This window comes from Agromyces sp. MMS24-JH15, assembly GCF_043518605.1.
Lineage (GTDB): Bacteria > Actinomycetota > Actinomycetes > Actinomycetales > Microbacteriaceae > Agromyces.
On sequence record NZ_CP171358.1, the window covers coordinates 330679 to 348356 of the forward strand.

Annotated in this window: 13 protein-coding genes; 5 read left to right on the plus strand and 8 right to left on the minus strand. The window is 71.7% G+C overall.

The annotated features are described in order from the left end of the window. Positions 1–10: 10 nt before the first annotated feature. The 3 genes from ACDF64_RS01595 to ACDF64_RS01605 form a co-directional block, all read right to left on the minus strand. Complete coding sequence (locus ACDF64_RS01595; protein WP_394553034.1) at positions 11–1015, minus strand: sugar phosphate isomerase/epimerase family protein; 1005 nt, start codon at positions 1013–1015, stop codon at positions 11–13. Positions 1016–1049: 34 nt separating this feature from the next. Next, positions 1050–2195 carry a Gfo/Idh/MocA family protein gene (locus ACDF64_RS01600; RefSeq protein ID WP_394555035.1) on the minus strand — a complete coding sequence of 382 codons (1146 nt, stop codon included), beginning with the start codon at positions 2193–2195 and terminating at the stop codon, positions 1050–1052. 89 nt (positions 2196–2284) lie between these two features. Next, a complete protein-coding gene (locus ACDF64_RS01605) occupies positions 2285–3331 on the minus strand; it encodes a substrate-binding domain-containing protein (RefSeq protein WP_394553035.1) in 1047 nt (348 codons plus the stop codon). A gap of 323 nt (positions 3332–3654) precedes the next feature. On the opposite strand from ACDF64_RS01605, the gene ACDF64_RS01610 reads away from it, so the two are divergent. The 3 genes from ACDF64_RS01610 (at position 3655) to ACDF64_RS01620 (ending at position 7464) form a co-directional block, all read left to right on the plus strand. Continuing rightward, positions 3655–5130 (plus strand): sugar ABC transporter ATP-binding protein, encoded by a 1476-nt coding sequence (locus tag ACDF64_RS01610; protein ID WP_394553036.1) that lies wholly within the window; start codon positions 3655–3657, stop codon positions 5128–5130. Continuing rightward, positions 5127–6188 (plus strand): ABC transporter permease, encoded by a 1062-nt coding sequence (locus ACDF64_RS01615; RefSeq protein WP_394553037.1) that lies wholly within the window; start codon positions 5127–5129, stop codon positions 6186–6188. Before ACDF64_RS01610 ends, ACDF64_RS01615 begins: the two co-directional genes overlap by 4 nt. A 94-nt stretch (positions 6189–6282) precedes the next feature. After that, the gene (locus ACDF64_RS01620; protein ID WP_394553038.1) at positions 6283–7464 is read left to right on the plus strand and encodes an ROK family transcriptional regulator; all 1182 of its coding nucleotides are present in this window, start codon (positions 6283–6285) and stop codon (positions 7462–7464) included. A 595-nt stretch (positions 7465–8059) separates the two neighbouring features. Here ACDF64_RS01620 and ACDF64_RS01625 read toward each other — a convergent pair. The 4 genes from ACDF64_RS01625 to ACDF64_RS01640 all read right to left on the minus strand — a co-directional run bounded on the left by ACDF64_RS01625 (position 8060) and on the right by ACDF64_RS01640 (position 15370). Continuing rightward, positions 8060–9421, minus strand: coding sequence for a DUF916 domain-containing protein (locus ACDF64_RS01625; RefSeq protein WP_394553039.1), 1362 nt, complete (start codon positions 9419–9421; stop codon positions 8060–8062). A gap of 81 nt (positions 9422–9502) precedes the next feature. Then, positions 9503–10774, minus strand: coding sequence for a hypothetical protein (locus ACDF64_RS01630; RefSeq protein ID WP_394553040.1), 1272 nt, complete (start codon positions 10772–10774; stop codon positions 9503–9505). Positions 10775–10801: 27 nt separating this feature from the next. Then, positions 10802–11833 (minus strand): sugar phosphate isomerase/epimerase family protein, encoded by a 1032-nt coding sequence (locus ACDF64_RS01635; protein ID WP_394553041.1) that lies wholly within the window; start codon positions 11831–11833, stop codon positions 10802–10804. Positions 11834–11923: 90 nt separating this feature from the next. Beyond that, positions 11924–15370: a PQQ-dependent sugar dehydrogenase gene (locus ACDF64_RS01640; RefSeq protein ID WP_394553042.1), complete on the minus strand. Its 3447-nt coding sequence runs from the start codon at positions 15368–15370 to the stop codon at positions 11924–11926. Between the two features lie 483 nt (positions 15371–15853). On the opposite strand from ACDF64_RS01640, the gene tatA reads away from it, so the two are divergent. Continuing rightward, positions 15854–16150: a Sec-independent protein translocase subunit TatA gene (gene tatA, locus ACDF64_RS01645; RefSeq protein ID WP_394553043.1), complete on the plus strand. Its 297-nt coding sequence runs from the start codon at positions 15854–15856 to the stop codon at positions 16148–16150. Further along, complete coding sequence (locus tag ACDF64_RS01650) at positions 16147–16572, plus strand: twin-arginine translocase TatA/TatE family subunit (RefSeq protein ID WP_394553044.1); 426 nt, start codon at positions 16147–16149, stop codon at positions 16570–16572. The genes tatA and ACDF64_RS01650 overlap by 4 nt, the downstream gene beginning before the upstream one ends. Before the next feature lie 41 nt (positions 16573–16613). On the opposite strand, the gene ACDF64_RS01655 is transcribed toward ACDF64_RS01650, so the two are convergent. Next, a complete protein-coding gene (locus ACDF64_RS01655; RefSeq protein ID WP_394553045.1) occupies positions 16614–17654 on the minus strand; it encodes a tocopherol cyclase family protein in 1041 nt (346 codons plus the stop codon). Between the last annotated feature and the right edge of the window lie 24 nt (positions 17655–17678).

Consider the following 17678-nt stretch of genomic DNA (forward strand, 5'->3'; position numbering starts at 1 on the left):
GCGGCGCCGCCTACCGCGAGCTGAACGCCGCGTCGAACGCCGCGTCCGACGGCACGTAGGAGGCCAGCCGGCGCACGAAGCCGAGCGCCTCGGGCGCACCGACGAGGCGGTCCATGCCCGCGTCCTCCCACTCGACCGAGGTCGGTCCGTCGTAGCCGATCGCGTTCAGCATGCGGAACGCGTTCTCCCACGGGACATCCCCATGCCCGGTCGAGATGAAGTCCCAGCCGCGCCGCGGGTCGGCCCAGGGCAGGTGCGACGACAGCCGGCCGTTGCGCCCGTTGTCGAGGCGCTTCTTCGTGTCCTTGCAGTGCACGTGGTAGATGCGGTCCTGGAAGTCCCAGAGGAACCCGACGGGGTCGAGGTCCTGCCACACCATGTGCGACGGGTCCCAGTTCAGGCCGAACGCCTCGCGGTGCCCGATCGCCTCGAGCGTGCGCTTGGTGGTCCAGTAGTCGTAGGCGATCTCGGACGGGTGCACCTCGTGCGCGAAGCGCACGCCCACCTCGTCGAACACGTCGAGGATCGGGTTCCACCGCGCCGCGAAGTCCTCGTACCCGGCGTCGACCATCTCGGCCGTCGCGGGCGGGAACATCGCCACGTACTTCCAGATGCTCGACCCGGTGAAGCCCGTGACGGTCTTCACGCCGAGCTTCGCGGCCAGCAGCGCCGTGAGCTTCATCTCCTCGGCCGCGCGCTGCCGCACGCCCTCGGGGTCCCCGTCGCCCCACACGCGGTCGTTGAGGATGTCCCGGTGGCGCTGGTCGATCGGGTCGTCGCAGACGGCCTGGCCGCCGAGGTGGTTCGAGATCGTCCAGACCTTCAGGCCGTTGCGCTCGAGGACGTCGAGCTTGCCCTGCACGTACGCGTCGTCGTCCCACCTGGACACGTCGAGGTGGTCCCCCCAGCAGGCGATCTCGAGGCCGTCGTAGCCCCATTCGCCCGCCAGCCTCGCCACCTCCTCGAACGGCAGGTCCGCCCACTGGCCGGTGAACAGCGTGATCGGTCGCGCCATCGCGATCCCCTTCTCTCTCGTTCCGTACCGCGGGTCAGCCCGCGGTGGTGACCCAGGTGCCGCCCGCGGAGGAGCTCTGCTCCACCGCGCCGAGGACCCGCTGGACGTGCAATCCGTCGGCGAACGACGGTTCCGGCTGCGTCCCGTCCGCGACCGCGGCGACGAGGTCGCGCACCTGGTGGGAGAAGCCGTGCTCGTAGCCGAGCATATGACCGGTCGGCCACCACGCCGAGACGTAGGGGTGGCCGGGCTCGGTGACGAGGATGCGCCGGAAGCCCTGCTCGTCGGCGGGCTGCGTCGCGTCGTAGTAGTCGAGCTCGTTCAGGCGCTCGAGATCGAATGAGAGCGCTCCCAAGGCGCCGGAGATCTCGATGCGGAGCGCGTTCTTGCGGCCCGTGCGGAACCGGCTCGCCTCGAAGGACGCGAGGGCGCCCGAGGTGAGGCGCCCGGTGAAGAGGGCGAGGTCGTCGACGGTGACGGTCCCGCGATCCGATCCGGCCGTCCCGCTCAGGCCCGACCCGGCGGCGAGGACGGGCCGCTCGGCCACGATCGTCTCGATGATGCCCGAGACCTTCGCGACCCGCTGGCCGGTGATGTGCTCGGCGAGGTCGATGGCGTGCGCGCCGATGTCGCCGAGGGCGCCGGAGCCCGCGTGCTCCTTCTTCATGCGCCAGGTGAGGGGCGCCTCGGCGTCCATGAGCCAGTCCTGCAGGTACTCCGCGCGAACCTGGCGGATGTCGCCGAGGCGGCCCTCGGCGACGAGCCGGCGGGCGAACGCCACGGCGGGCACGCGCCGGTAGGTGAAGCCGACCATCGAGACGACGCCGCGCTCGGCCGCCGTCGCCGCCGTCGCGGCCATCGCCTCGGCCTCCTCGACCGTGTTCGCGAGCGGCTTCTCGCAGAGCACGTGCTTGCCGGCCTCGAGTGCGGCGATCGCGATCTCGGCGTGCGTGTCGCCCGGGGTGACGATGTCGATCAGGTCGATGTCGTCGCGGGCGATCACCTCGCGCCAGTCGGTCGCGGACTCCGCCCAGCCCCAGCGCTCGGCCGCGGCCGCCGAAGCGGCGGCGTCACGCCCGACGACGACCTGCATCGCGGGCGCGAGCGGGAGGTCGAAGAACCGCGGGGCGACCCGCCAGCCTTGGGAATGCGCGGCGCCCATGAAGCCGTGGCCGATCATGGCGACGCGGAGGTGGTTCGTCAACGGGGACTCCTCTCAGGAGATGGCGCGGGGCGCCCGGCCTGCCGGCCGGGCGCCCCGCGAGTCGGTCAGGACTCGAAGGCGAGGTCGATGTAGAGGTCGACGTTGTCCTTCGTGACCACCGGGGCGTCGAGGACGATCCGGTTGGGCACGCTCGGCGTGATCAGGTCGCTGACGGTCTTGCCCTGCGCGATGAGGCGCGCGAGCGCGACGCCGTCGGCGGCCTGCGTCGACGGGTAGATGACCGTGGCCTTGAGCACGCTGTCGTCGGCCTGGATGGCCTCCATCGCGTTCTTCGAGCCGGCGCCGCCGACCATGAAGAACTCGTCGCGGCCGGCCGAGTTGATCGCGGCGAGCACGCCGACGCCCTGGTCGTCGTCGTGGTTCCACAGCGCGTCGATGTGCGGGTTCGCCGAGAGCAGCTGCGAGGCGGCAGCCTCACCGCCGGCGACCGTGAAGTCGGCGGCCACGCGGGCCGAGACGTCGAGGCCGCAGTCGCTCAGGGCGTCCTTGAAGCCCTGCGAACGGTCCTGCGTGAGCGGGAGCGAGTCGATGCCGGCGATCTCCGCGACGACGGCGTCGTCCTGGCCTGCGAGCTGGCCGCAGATGTACGCACCGGCCGAGACGCCCATGCCGTAGTTGTCGCCGAGGATCGTGGTGCGCGCGGCGAACGGGCTCGAGAACTCGCGGTCGACGTTGACGACCGGGATGCCGGCCTGCATGGCCTTGATCGCGACCTCGGTGAGTGCGGCGCCGTCGGTCGGCAGCAGCACGATCACGTCGACGCCCTCGTTGATGAAGGTCTCGACGGCGGCGATCTGGGCGTTGGCGTCGTTGGTGCCCTCGGCCATGCGGAGCTCGACGTCGTCGAAGCTCGCGGCGGCGGCCTGGGCGCCCGAGTTGATGGCACCGAGCCAGCCGTGGTCGGCGGCCGGTCCCGAGAAGCCGATGACGACGGTGTCGCCCGACGCGGCGTTCTCGTCGCTCGTGGTGCCCTGGTCGACGACGTCGTCGGACTCGGCGGTGCTCGTGCAACCGGCCAGCATGCCGGCGACGGCCAGCAGGGCGGTGCCGGCGACGATGGTGCGCATCCGCGCCTTCCGAACTGAGCGCATGTGGTTCCTCCTTGAATGTGTGTGCAGCTCCGGACGACGCGGGTTCGACCCGAGGTGGTGCTGCCACTCCGAGGGGGGTCCGCGTCGACTTCGAACACCGTAGCAGAAGTGGAGCGACGATTGGCAACTTTTGTTTTACGTGCGACAGAAGTGCCGAATCCCGCCGTGGCCAGCCCGGAACATTCCCGGGCGCCGGGAACCCGGTGCCGGCCCGACCACCCCGCCGGCCACCACGATGGGGGTCGCGTGCCGACGAGGCGGCGTGTTATGTTCGCTCCGTGATCAAAGTCGACCATTCATCGTCATTACTTGTCGTCCAGGGGGTGACGAAGGCATTCGCCGGCGTGCGCGCACTCAAGGGCGTCGATCTCGACATCCGCCCCGGTGAGGTGCACTGCATCCTCGGCCAGAACGGCGCGGGGAAGTCCACCCTCATCAAGGTGCTCGCGGGCGTCCACCGACCCGACGAGGGAGCGATCTCCTGGCTCGGGGAGTCCGTCGAGATCCCGGACCCGCAGGCCGCGATCGACCTCGGCATCGCGACCATGTACCAGGAGCTCGACGTGGTCGACGGCCTGACCGTGGCCGAGAACATCTTCCTGGGCCACGAGGTCGCGCGCGGCGGCTTCACCAAGCGCAGCGAGGCCGCGCGCCGCACCCGCGAGCTGCTCGGCCGACTCGGGCACGCCGGCCTCTCGCCGCACGCCGAGGTCGGATCGCTGAGCGCCGCCAACAAGCAGATCGTGAGCATGGCGCGTGCGCTCTCGCACGAGATCAAGCTGATCATCATGGACGAGCCGAGCGCGGTGCTCGACTCCGAGGAGGTGAAGAACCTCTTCCACGTGGTCGAGGAGCTCACCTCGGCCGGCATCGCGGTCGTGTACATCACGCACCGGCTCGAGGAGATCCGGCAGATCGGCGACCGCATCACGGTGCTGAAGGACGGCCGAAGCATGGCCAACGGCCTCTCGGTCGCCGAGACGCCGACCGCCGACCTGATCCGGCTCATGACCGGCCGCACGGTCGAGAACGTGTTCCCGCCCGCGGTGGCGGTCGCCGAGGACGCCCCCACGGTGCTCGACGTCGACGGCCTCTCGCTCACGGGCTCGTTCGAGGACGTCTCGTTCCAGGTGCGCGCCGGCGAGATCGTCGGACTCGCGGGACTGGTCGGCTCCGGCCGCTCCGAGATCCTCGAGACGATCTACGGCGCCCGGCGCGCCAGCAGCGGCACCGTGTCGGTCGCCGGCAAGGCGCTCCGCCGCGGTTCGGTCGTGTCCGCGGTCGGCGCTGGCGTCGGCCTCTCCCCCGAGGAGCGCAAGAGCCAGGGCCTCGTGCTCGACGAGCCGATCTACGTGAACGTCACGCTGGCCTCGATGGCCCGGTTCGCGAGGGGCGGATTCCTCGACGAACGCCGTGCGCGTCGCAGCGCGCGGGAGCAGATCGAGGCGCTCGAACTCCGCCCGGCGGATCCCGACCGCGCCGCGGTCACCCTCTCGGGCGGCAACCAGCAGAAGATCCTGCTCGCCCGCTGGCTCGTGCACGGCACGCGCGTGCTCCTGCTCGACGAGCCGACGCGCGGCGTCGACGTCGGCGCCCGCACCGAGATCTACGCCCTCATCCGCCGGCTCGCGGCCGAGGGCAACGCCATCGTCGTCGTCTCCAGCGAGATCGAGGAGGTCCTCGGCCTCGCCGACACCGTCCTCGTGGTCGCCGACGGCCGGGTCCTCACGACCGTCCCCGCTTCCCAGATCGACGAGCACGGTGTGCTCGACCTCGTCATGAAAGGAGCTGCCGCGTGAGCGAGCAGACCACCCCCGGCGGCACCGTCGCCGTGGACCCCACCCCCACGACGGGCGCACCCGCGCCCGAATCGAAGGCCTCGCCGCTGAAGCGGTTCCTGGCCGGCCCGGCGGGCCGCAACGTCGGCCTGATCCTCGCGCTGCTGCTCATCGTGGCGGTGGGCGCGGTCACCGCGCCCGACACGTTCACCACGTGGAGCAACACGCTGACGATCCTCCGCCAGGCCTCGATCATCGGCGTGATCAGCGTCGGCATGACCTTCGTGATCATCTCGGGCGGCATCGACCTCTCCGTCGGGTCCGTCATGGGCCTCGCCTCGGTCGTCGCGACGCTCGATGCGACCCAGAGCATCGCGGAGAGCTCGCACTGGATCGTCATGGTCGTCTTCGCCCTCGCCGTCGGCATCGCGGCCGGCCTGGTCAACGGCATCGTGATCGCGTACGGCAACGTCGTCGCGTTCATGGCGACCCTCGCGATGCTCGTCGCCGCACGCGGACTCGCGGAGATCCTCGCCGAGCGGCGCACGCTCACGATCGACTCACGCGACTTCATCGACTTCTTCAACGCGGACTTCCTCGGCGTCGACATCCTGATCTGGATCTTCGCGATCGTCGCGGTCATCGGCTGGGTCCTGCTCAACCGCACGACCTTCGGCCGCCGCACGGTCGCGATCGGCGGCAACCGCGAGGCGTCGCGGCTCGCGGGCATCAACGTGAAGCGGCACACCGTCTGGCTCTACGCGCTCGCCGGGCTCTCGGCGGGCATCGCCGCGGTCATGATGCTGGGCCGCACGACGGCCGGCACCTCGACGCACGGCACGCTCTACGAGCTCGACGCGATCGCCGCGGTCGTCGTCGGCGGCACGCTCCTCGTGGGCGGCCGCGGCACGATCACCGGCACGGTGCTCGGCGTCCTGATCTTCGCGACGCTGTCCAACGTGTTCGTGCAGAACAACCTCTCGTCGTCGGTCCAGGCCGTCGCGAAGGGCGTGATCATCATCGTCGCCGTGCTCCTCCAGCAGCGGTTCGCCCGGTCGACCGGGCGCTCGTCCGGGTGAGGCCCGCGATGTGATCGCGCGGATCCGTTTCGAGGAGTACTGTGCAGAAGTCCTCCGCCACATGGCGGAAGCCAACCCACTGAGAGCGTGAGGAATGACGACCGAACCACCCCAGCCCGTCACCGGGGTCAGCCAGCTGTTCCAACTGCTGCGCGACGGTGTTCCCCGCACCAGGGCGGAACTCGCGAAATCGACCGGCCTCGCCCGTTCGACGATCGCCGCCCGGGTCGACGAGCTCATGCGGATGGGCCTGATCACGCCCGTCGCCGACGCGGTGTCGACCGGAGGTCGTCCCCCCTCGCAGTTCGCGCTCAACCCGGCCGCGAAGGTCGTCGTCGCGGCCGACATCGGCGCGTCGCACGCGACCGTCGCGATCACGGACCTCACCGGTGCGGTGCTGGCCGAGCACACCGAGCCCCTCGACGTCGCGCTCGGACCCGAGCCCGTGCTCACCTGGCTCACCTCGGGCGCGGTCGCGCTCCTCGAACGCACGGGCCGTGACCGGTCCGACGTCGCCGCCGTGGGCATCGGCGTTCCGGGCCCGGTCGAGCACTCGACCGGACAACCCGTGAACCCGCCGATCATGCCGGGCTGGGACCGCTTCGACGTCCCGGGCTGGGTGCAGCAGCACCTGCCGGTGCCGGTCCTCGTCGACAACGACGTGAACATCATGGCGCTGGGCGAGCGCTCCGTCGCCTGGCCGAACGTCGAGAACCTCATGTTCGTCAAGATCGCGACCGGCATCGGTGCGGGGATCATCTCGGGCGGCCAGCTGCAGCGCGGCGCGCAGGGCATCGCGGGCGACATCGGGCACGTGCAGGTCGCGCGCGGCGCGAACGTGCCCTGCCAGTGCGGCAACCGAGGATGCATCGAGGCGCTCGCGTCCGGCCCGGCGATCGCCCGCGCGCTGCGCGAGCAGGGCGTCGAGGCGCACAACGGCGGCGATGTCGTCGACCTGGTCAAGCGCGGCAACATCGACGCGATCCAGGCCGTCCGGCAGGCCGGCCGGGACATCGGCGAGGTCCTCACCGCGTGCGTCAGCCTCATGAACCCGTCGGTCATCGCGATCGGCGGAGGGATGGCCCGCGTGGGCGAGCACCTCATCGCGGGCGTCCGCGAGGTCGTCTACATGCGATCGACGCCGCTCGCGACCGAGTACCTCTCGATCGTCCAGTCGCAGTCGGCCGAGAAGGCCGGCATCATCGGCGCGAGCATGCTCGCGGTCGAGCACGCGCTCTCGCCGGAGTCGCTGAGCGCCGGGTTCATGCCGGCCTGATCGCACGCTCCCGCACGACCGACGCCCGGATCCGCTCACGCGGGTCCGGGCGTTTGGTCGCCGCGATCCGCGTCGCCACGTCGACGAGCCGTCGCGCGCACGCACGCACGTCGTTCGGAGGTGTGCGGGCTCCGGTGGCCCGCGGGCACCGGCGCACGCAGGATCGGGCACCGCATGCCTCGCTCCGGATGCCTCGGTCCGGATGCCTCGGGCACCCGGCACCACGGCTGCAGGGAATCACGAGCCGGCGCGGGGTACCGCACGCCCGGCACCGGTCGCCCGACGGGCACGAGCTCACGGGCACGAGGTCACGGACGCGACGCGGGGCGAGGTCCTCGCGTGCGGGCCGTCGACGCGCACGCGAACCCACCACCCGGTCGCGCACGCGAACCCACCACCCGGTCGCGCACGCGCACCGACCCGATCGCGCACGAGCAGGCCACCCGGCTTCGCGACACCCGGTTCGGCATGCGGACCCCCGCGGGCACGCGGAGTCGCCCGCCCCGCGACCGGTGGTTCGGTCGCGGGGCGGGCGAGCGGGTGGCACGCCGACGGCGCCGGGTGTCCCTCCCTGCGCCGCCGGCGGATCGTGGGGCTAGCCGACGTCGACGCGTTCGCGCGCGACCTGGTCGTCCGAGCCGGGTTCGTCGGATGCCTCGTGCGCGGCGTCCGCACCCTCGAGCAGGGAGTCGTCGTGGCCCGGGGCATGCGCGTCGACCGTGGCATCCGCGTCGACCGGGGCATCCGCCGTCGCCTCGCCGGCCTCGGCGTCCTCGGCGTCGCGCTCGGCGAGCGCGGCGGCCACCGCGGCCGCGACCGCCTTCGCCTGGACGGCCTTCGCCCGGCGCCGGGCGATGAACGGCCACGCGATGAGCGCCGCGACGCCGAGGATGAGCGCGAGCGTGGTCCACGGCACGGCCCAGGTCGAGGCCGCGGCCGACGCGGTCGCCACCTGCGGCGGCGCCGACTGGTCGCCCGGCCGCATCACGACGTCCGCACCCGCGTCGACGCCGGCCGTCAGGAGTCCGAGCGGCGCGAGCTCGGCGAGCTGCACCGTGTGGTCGACCGAGCTCCCGGGAAGCAGCTCCGGCAGGTCCGACGCCCGGATGGTCACGTCTCCGAGCCCGAAGGGCCCCGCGACGTGGACGACCGCGTCGGGCGCGAGCCGCGTGTTGCCGGTGTTCGTCACCGTGAACGTGACCGCGCCGGAGCCCGGCGCGAACGGCACGGGCGTGCCGGCGAAGTCGAGCGAGACGTCCGTGACCGTGAAGGCGGGCGCGAGCTCGCCGAGCACGCGCAGGTGCATGCGCGACCCCAGCCGCCGCTCGGTGACGACGCCGTCGGCGTCGACGACCATCGACGCGACCACGCCGGCCGTGTAGTCGCCGGGCGGCGCCTGCGCGGGCACCGCGATCGTGAACGGGATCTCGAGGGTCTGGCCGCTGTCGAGCGAGACGGTCGGCTGGGCGACGGCGACCCAGGCTCCGAGCTCGGTGGATTCCTCGCCTCGCGGCAGGATGTCGAGCGAGCCGTCGGAGGTGAGGAACCCGTCGGCGGCGTAGACGTCGAGCTCGATCGCGGCGTCGCTTCGGTTGGTGACGAGGATCGCGTCGTCGAACGTGTCGCCCGGCAGCACCTCGTAGCCGAAGTTGGGGCGCCCGATGCCCTGCGTGGTGTCGGCCGGGCGCACGCTCCACGACACGGTCGCGGTCGCGCCGTCGTTCTCGGCGGCACCGGCTGCGGCGGTCCCGACGAGCGAGCCGAGCCAGGTCGCGAGCACGACCAGGAGGATGAGGACGGCACCGCGCGGCCTGCGCAGCGGGGCGCGGCGGAGCTGGGCGAGGACGCCCGCTCGACGCCGCGAGGCGCCCGGTACGGCGACGTGGCGACCGCGTGCCGCGGGGGCGGTCGGCTCGGCGAGGTGGGTGGAGGTCTGAGGGAAGACGGCCTGGGACATGGGCGCGTGCTCGCTTTCGTGCGGTTCGGTGCGGATGGGCCGTGCGGGTCCCGGCGCGTCGCCGGGGCCCGCACGGGGCGATCAGCTGAGAGCGGTCAGCGTGACCGTCGCGGTGTAGGTGCCGCGGGGCGTGTCGAGCGGGAGCTCCAGCGCGAGGTCCGCGCCCACGACCGAGGCCGCGCGGGCGTGGCCGGCCGGTGCGCTCGCGAGGGTCCGCGCGACCGCGAGGCCGTCGGTCTCGCCGGTGCCCGGTGCGACCGCGGCACCGGGAACGGCGCCGCCGCCGTTCTCGCCGACCTTCGGGCCCCAGCCGAGGTGACGGCTCGAGATGGTCTGGCCGCCCGCGGCGAAGTTCGACACCTGCGCGGTCAGCGTCCACGAGGGGTTGCCGGCGCGGGTGTCCTGGACGCGGATCGGGACGATCGAGCCGCTGGCGACGTAGCCGTTGAGCTCCTCCTCGGCCACGCCGAGGTCGACGAGCGCCGAGGTGCCGTCGAGCGACCAGATCAGCTCGCCCGGGGCCTGGGCCGGGACGGTGACCGCGATCGCCTGGTCGCCGGCGGCCGGCTGGCCCGCGGGGGTGCCGGTGAAGGCACCGGTGACCGACGAGGCTGCGACGCCCGCGCCGAAGGTGGCGGCCGGGTCGTTGTCCGCGAGCTCGATCGCGCCCTGGACGGTGGTCGACGCGACCTGGAGGTTCGCCGTGTTGCCCGTGAGCACCAGGTCGCCGCCGATCGTGTTGCCGAACGCGTCCGCGCCGCCCCCGGCGGTCGCGCCGATGAGCACGTCGCGCGAGCTGCCGCTCACCGTGACGTCGCCCTGGACGATCGCACCGAGCACCGAGACGCCCCAGTTCGAACCGTCGATCGACACGTCGCCGACGACCGAGGTGCGGATGACGTCGACGTAGAACGCGTCCTGCGTGGTGAGCGAGCCGCCGATGGTGCTGTCGGTCACCTCGACGTCGACCCCGCCGGCGGCGACGGAGCCGCCGACCTCGAGGTCGTTGAGGTAGAGGAAGCCGTTCGGGGTGTTGGCCGAGTAGACGCTGATGTCGCCGCCGACGCTCGTGCCGTCGATCGACACGCCGTAGGCGTCGGTCGCGACGACGTCGCCCTCGACGACGACCGAGGTCGCGTCGAGCCAGCCGCCGGCCTGGACGGTGATGTCGCCGAGCACGGTCGCGCCGCCGAGCACGCAGTTCGCGCCCGCTCCGACGACGAGGTTGCCGGTGACGGTCTGGTCGCCGAGGTCGCTGTTGCAGCTGAGGTCAGCGGCGTACGCCGGCATGGCGACGAGGCTGCTGCCGACCACGAGCACCGCGACCGCGGTGGCCTTCCAATGGTTGCGCATTGAGGATTCTCCTTCAGGGGGTTGGGGTCAGCCGCGGAGCGCGGCGAGGTTCTGGTAGCTGCGGTCGGCGTTGCCGAGCGAGTTCAGCGCGTTGCCGCCGGCTGCGGTGCTGCTCGCGTTGTCCTGCTCCCAGATGCCGAAGCGCTGGCCGCGGTTGTTCGACAGGACCGAGAGGATCTCCTGGTAGGGGATGTTGCCGGCGCCGAACTCGATGATGTCGTAGCCGTTGCCCGAGGCCGGGTTGATCTTCCCGTCCTTGAGGTGCACGAGCGGGAACCGGCGGGGGTCGCGCTTCAGGTAGTCGATCGGCTGGAAGCCGGGGTACTGGTGACGACCGACGTACGCCCAGTAGATGTCCATCTCGAACCCGACGAGCGACGGGTCGAACTCGTCCCACAGCAGGTCGTAGATGCGGCGGTTGGTGTTGACGCCGGCGGCATCCGTCGTCCAGTTCCACTCGCCGTTGTGGGTGTGCGTGTAGAGCTTCAGGCCGGCGGCCTTCGCCTTCGCGCCCCAGGTGTTCCAGTTCTGCGCAGCCGTGGTCCAGGCCGACACCGTCCGGCCCGACGCGATGGCGCCGCCCTGGCCGAGGTGCTTCATGCCGAGGATCCTGGCGTTCTCGATCTCGGCGTCGATGTTGTTCGCGTTGAGGTTCACGTGGCTGCCGACGGCGCGGAGGCCGTTGTCGTCGAGCAGTTGGCGGATCTGCGGGATGGTGATCGCGCCGGCGCCGCCCTGCGTGTACCCGGCGAACTCGATCTCCGAGTAGCCCATCGCGCTGAGCTCCTCGAACAGGCGCCGGAAGCCGATCGATCCCGCGCCGCTGAGCTTGTCGCGGACCGAGAACAGCTGGATGCCGATCCGGTTGACGGGCACGAGGCGCGCGCCTTCGCTGACCGTCGGGGCGGCCGTGGCGGCACCGAGGGCGTTCGCGGCTGCGGGTGCGGCGACGGCGCCGAGCCCGACTGCGACCGACGAGGCGGCCAGCGCCTGGAGCAGGTTCCGGCGGCTCATCGGCTTGGCCGACACCGTCGGGTGTGCGTGGTTGTGGTGATGCATCTCTCTCCTTCGAGGGGATTCCCGAACCGGTCTGCCCCGGTCGGCCTTGGTGGGTGGGGCCCGCGCCTGGACGCGGGCCCCACCTGGGTGTTACGCCCGGACGGTCAGGCTGACCGTGTCCGTGCTCTTGGCGACGCCGGCGGAACCGTCGTACGACGCCTGGATCTGGTACGAGCCGGAGGCGAGCTTCGGCAGGGTGACCACGACCTGGCCGGACGCGTCGAGCGTGCCGGTGAGGGTCGCGACCGTCGAGGTGCCCTTCAGGACCTTGACCGTGACGTCGCCGACGGGGACGATGCCCGTCGTCGACTCGACGGCGATGGCCGCCTTGGCCGCGACGGCCGGCTTGACCGGGTCGGGCGAGACGGAGACGCTCGTGAGCGACTTCGTCTGCGCGACCGTGAGCCGGGCCGTGCCCGCCGAGGTCTTGAAGACCTGGTCGGCGAGGTACGTCGCACGCACCGTGTGGGTGCCGACCGCGAGGTCGGCCGGCAGCGCGATGGTCACGCGACCCTGGGCGTCGAGCGTCCCGCGGCCGACCTCGGTCTCGCCGATGGTGAGCGAGACGACCCCGGTCGGCACGCCGCCCGCACCCGTCACCTGCACCGCGACGTCGGCGGAGTCGCCGAAGCTCGAGCGCGAGGATCCGAGCGCCACGAGCGTCTGGCTGTCCACCGTCGGCGCGTTGAGCGCGGCGAGGTCGACGCTGAAGGACACGGTCTTGACCTGCGAGACGTTGCCACCGGTGTCGGTCGCGCGGTAGCTCAGGTTGTAGGTGCCCTTCGTCGAGAACGTCACGCCGTACTGCTGGTTCGCCGCGAGGTTCGTCCAGGTCTGGCCGCCGTTCGTCGAGTACTGCACGGTCGAGAGCGCGCCGTTGTCCGTCGGCTGCACTGCGAACCGCACGGGCTCGTTGAACACGCCGCCGACGCCCTTGGGGGTGCTCGGGGTGAGCGTGTGCGCCACCGTCGGGGCGGTCACGTCCGCCACGCCGGCGCCGACCATCGTGATCGAGTCGACCGCGAGTTCGGCCGTCGAGGTCACGAAGAGCTGGCCGGAGCCGGAGGGCGCGGTGAAGTTCACCTGGACGTCCTTCCAGCCGTCACCCGCCGGGATCGCCGCCGTCGCGAACGGCGCCGCCGAAACGGAACCCCAGCGCAGCGCGACGTTGCCGCCGCCGTTGGCACGGACCACCGCACCGGTGATGCCCGAGAAGCTCACCGGGTCGTACCGGAGGTAGTCGCCCGAGCCGAGGCCGCGGACGGCGCTGCCGCCGGAGGCGGAGGCATCCTCGTACACGACGACGCCCTCGCGCTGGGTGGCGAGCTCGGCCTGCTGCTTCTTCGGGTTCAGGCGCACCGACGCCTCGCCCGACGCGGCCGGGAGGCCGTTGGCGCCGTTGTCGGTGTAGGTCACGACGACCGCGCCGTACAGGTTGGCGCCGGCACCGTGCTCGGGCGAGCTGGCGTTGGTCAGCCACGCGCCCTGGCAGCCCGTGCCCGAGACCTCGGGGTGGGCGTGCTCGTCGTGGCCGAGGCCGTACGTCCACGCGACCCGGGTGCAGGTCGTCGCCGACCCGTCCTCGGCGTCCGCCGTGGTCACCTTGTACGGGACCGCCTGGCCCCAGTCGTAGAAGCCGCCGTTCGCGGGGTAGTCGATCGTGACCGCGGGGGCCTGGTTGCCGACCGAGACGACCTTGCTGGTGAGGCTGATCCGGCCCGCGGCATCCGTCACGCGCAGTCGGGCGGTGTAGGCGCCCAGGTTCGCGTAGGTGTGCGTCGCGGTCTTCCCGGTGTACTCGAACGTGCCGTCGCCGTTGACATCCCAGTCGTACGTGAGCGCGGAGCCCTCGGGGTCGGTGCTGGCGGAGCCGTCGAACGTGACCGTCACCGGGGCGGTCGACGAGGAGCCCGGCGTCGCGGTGAAGCGGGCCTGCGGCCGCTTGTCGCCCTCGACGTAGTCGATCCGGTACAGGCCGTTGTCGGGGTTCGCCCGGAAGAAGCCGTCACCGTACTCGAGGACGTAGAGCGACCCGTCGGGGCCGAACTCGAGGTCCATCGCGTTGTCGTGGATCGGCTGGGCGGCGGCGGTGAGCGCGCTGTTCGGCAGGAAGTCCTGCACGTGCGTCACCTTGTGCGTGTTCCAGTCGACCGTGAGGGCCGCGAGGAAGTCCTGCGAGAACTCGGCGAAGAACGCCTTGTCGTCCCAGTACTGCGGGAACTTCGTCGGCGAGGGGTTGGCCGCGTCGTAGTGGTAGACGGGGCCGCCCATCGGCGCCTGGCCGGTGCCCGAGCCGAGGTTGACGAAGTCGTCGAACGCCGCCGGCTGGTCGCCGACGTTGTCGCCGTAGTACACGGTCGCCGGGCGCGGTGCCGGGAGCTGCGTGAGACCCGTGTTCCAGCGCGAGTCGTTGATCAGGTTGGCCGCGTCGAAGAACGGGCCGGGCGTCGACGTCTCGTAGTTCCAGTCGTTGTAGACGAAGTTGTCACCCGTCATGTACGGCCAGCCGCCGTTGTGCGGGTCGTTCAGCGCGACCGTGTTCCACTCGACGAGACCCATCGGGCCGCGTCCGGCGGTCGAGGCGACCGCCTTGGTGGCGTCGGGTCCGTAGTCGCCCCACGTGATCGAGTTGTTCTCCGAGTCGACGTCCAGGCGGAACGGGTTCCGCACGCCCATGATGAAGATCTCGGGGCGCGTCTTCGGCGTACCGGGCGCGAACAGGTTCCCCGCGGGGATCGTGTACGAGCCGTTCGCCTCGGGGTGGATCCGGAGGATCTTGCCGCGCAGGTCGTTCGTGTTGCCCGCACCGCGACGCGAGTCGAGGCCGGGGTTCATGCCGGGCGCGTCGTTGTTCGGCGCAAAGCCGTTGGCGCCAGGCGTGCTCGCGGGCGTGTTGTCGCCGGTGCTCAGGTAGAGGTTGCCTGCGGCGTCGAAGTCGATGTCGGCGCCGACGTGGCAGCACTGCCCGCGGTTGACGGTGACGTCCAGGATGACCTGCTCGGTGGCCAGGTCGATCTTGTCGCCGGTCCACTGGAAGCGGGAGAGGCGGTTCACGCCGATCCACTGGTTCCAGTAGGTGGCCTCGTCGGCTCCGGCCGGGAGGCGCTCGGGAGCGGACCCGGTCGGGGTGTCGACCACGCCGTCCTTGTTCGCGTCGCGCGGGGCGTACACGAGGTAGACCCAGTGGTTCGTCGCGAAGTCGGGGTCGAGCGCGACCGTCTGGAGGCCGTCCTCGGAGTTCGAGTAGACCTCGACGGTGTTGACGATCTTGGTGACGCCGGTCGACGGGTCGGTGATGCGGAGGTCGCCGTTGCGCGCGGTGTGCAGCACGCGGCTGTCCGGCAGGACGGCCAGGTCGATCGGCTCGCCGACGTCCTTCGTGATCAGGACCTTCTCGTAGTTGGACCAGTTGGTCGCGGCGGCCGCGGCCGCCTCGGCTCCGTGGTCGACGCCGTTGTGCGCGTACGCCGGCGTGCCGGCGAGGACGAGCGCACCGGCGGCGAGCGCGGTGACGGCGACGAGCCCTCGTCCGCGCATGCGCTTGCGGGTAGAATTCATCGTGGAACAGCTCCTGTCGGTTCAGTTGCCTGTCAGGGTTCTTCCGACCGGGTCATCGCCTTCCGCTCCTACGGTTCTGGCGGTGACCTTTGGTCATGGTCATGGCGGGTCCACCGCCGCGTGCGCTCGCTCCCTCCCACTCGTCATCGAGTCCTGGTGCCACCGGACTTCGTCGTCTGGTCACGTGGCGGCGGTGCCGCCCGTCGTCGGATGCCGTCGCACGCAGGTCCGGCATCGCTCAGGCGACATCTTGACCGAAGTTTCGTCGCCGGTCAAACAAAAGTTGCCGTCTCGTGATCAAGATACGGAGGTCGCGTCACAGTCTTGTTATTTCCCGGCGCGCACCTATAGGATCCACCCAATCAGGACGGCGCGGTCGCGAACGGCACGCGCCGTCCCACTCGAACCACATGTGCGGGGCGTGATGTCGCCTGTCGCGCAGAAGCCCGAAGGAGGGCCCCGATGCTCCAAGGTCTGACCGGCTGGCACCTCGTCGTCGTCGTCGCCGTGATCCTGCTCCTGTTCGGCAGCACGAAGCTGCCGGCCCTCGCCCGGAGCCTCGGCCAGTCGGCGCGCGCGTTCAAGGGCGAGATGAAGGCGATGCGCGAGGAGGACGCGGAGGTCGCGCCCGCCACGGCCACGGTGGATGCCGCGGCATCCGCCCCGCCCGCGGCCGCGGCCGCCGCCGCCCGCGTCGCCGACACGCCCTCCGGGCCGGCCGGGAGCCCGGATCCCGCGCCCGCAGCGCCGGCGCGATGACCTTCGGGCTCACCTTCGAGAAGCTCCTCATCATCGGCGTCATCGCGGTGATGCTGGTGGGCCCCGAGCGCCTGCCCCGCTATGCGGCGGCGCTGGGTCGGATTGCGGCGAAGGTGCGCGAGTTCGCGCAGTCGACCCAGGATCGCGTGCGCGAGGAACTGGGACCGGACTTCACGGACGAGGACTGGCGGGCGCTCGATCCCCGCCGCTACGACCCTCGGAGCATCATGCGTGCGGCCCTCCAGGAGCCGGCGCCGGACGCCTCCCCTCCACGCCGGGAGGCGGATGCCGCAACCGCGGAGAACGAGCCGTCCGACGCCGAGCCCGCGGTCGTCGAGCCCGCGCACGTCGAGCCCGCGGCATCCGCCCGCCCAGCCGCCGCCTCATCCACCACGCCCGCGGTGACGCGCCCGCGGCGGTGACCCGCACCCGCAGGGGCTGATCCGCGCGCGAGCGGGCGGGTTCAGCGCGCCTTGGTCGCGAGCAGCCGCTCGAGGTCGCCGAACACCTCGAGCCCCGCGCACTCGGCAGTTCCCGCGAGCCGCAGCGTGCCGTCGGGCGCGAGGTGGCGGAACGAGATGCTCGCGTCGAGCGTCTCCTCCACGCGGCGGTGCATCGCGCTGCGCAGCGGGGCGTGCAGGAGCCCGCCGCGCCGGCGTTCGGCCTCGAGTTCGAGGGTGCCGTCCGGTCCCTCGACCGCCCAGCGCACGTGCGTGTCGGTGATCTCGAGGCGTCGCTCGCGCGCACGGTTCCACGTGGTCCACTTGTGCAGGCGCCCGCCGTGCCGGAACCCGATGATGAATCCGCGGAACGCGCCGCCGAGCCACGGGATGATCGCGACCGAGGCGATGAGCGAGGCATCCGCCGCGCCGGCCCGACCGTCGCCCCCGTCGGCGCCGGCGTCCACGTCGACGTGGTTGCTCGCCATCCACACGTACCCCGCCGGGAACGCCTCGCCCCAGTCCTTCTCGATGTAGCCGCGCCCGCCGTCGAACGACGCGCGCTCCCCCTCGACCTCGAGCTCGCCCGCGAGCGCGTGGCCGAACGAGACGATGCCGTGGAAGCACTCCATGAACGGCACCGCGCCGTACCAGCCCATGATCCCGGGCTCGCGGAGCGTGACCGGCCACGGCTCCATCGGGGTGGCGAACTCGACGCGCCCGCGCAGTTGCGGGAGGTCGAGCGTCGCGCCCGACGCGTCGAACCGGTTCGGCCCGACGCGGACCTCGAAGGCGAGATCGGATGCCTCGAACTCGTCGACCGGGAACCGGTGGTACCAGGAGCGGCCGCTCAGCCCGTCGAGCACCTGCACGAACGCCTCGTCGGCCGTGCCCGAGTCGCCCTCGAGGCCGAGGAAGACGCCGGGGATCACCGCCCACCGGCGCGTGCGGTCGGCCGAGACGAGCTTCACGTACCAGCCCTCGAAGTACGCCCGGCGCTCGCCCCGGCCGTGATAGGCCTCCGGGTGGCGCACGCCTCGGAGCCAGCCCGCCGGAGTTCGCATACGCACACCGTATGGCGCAGGGGC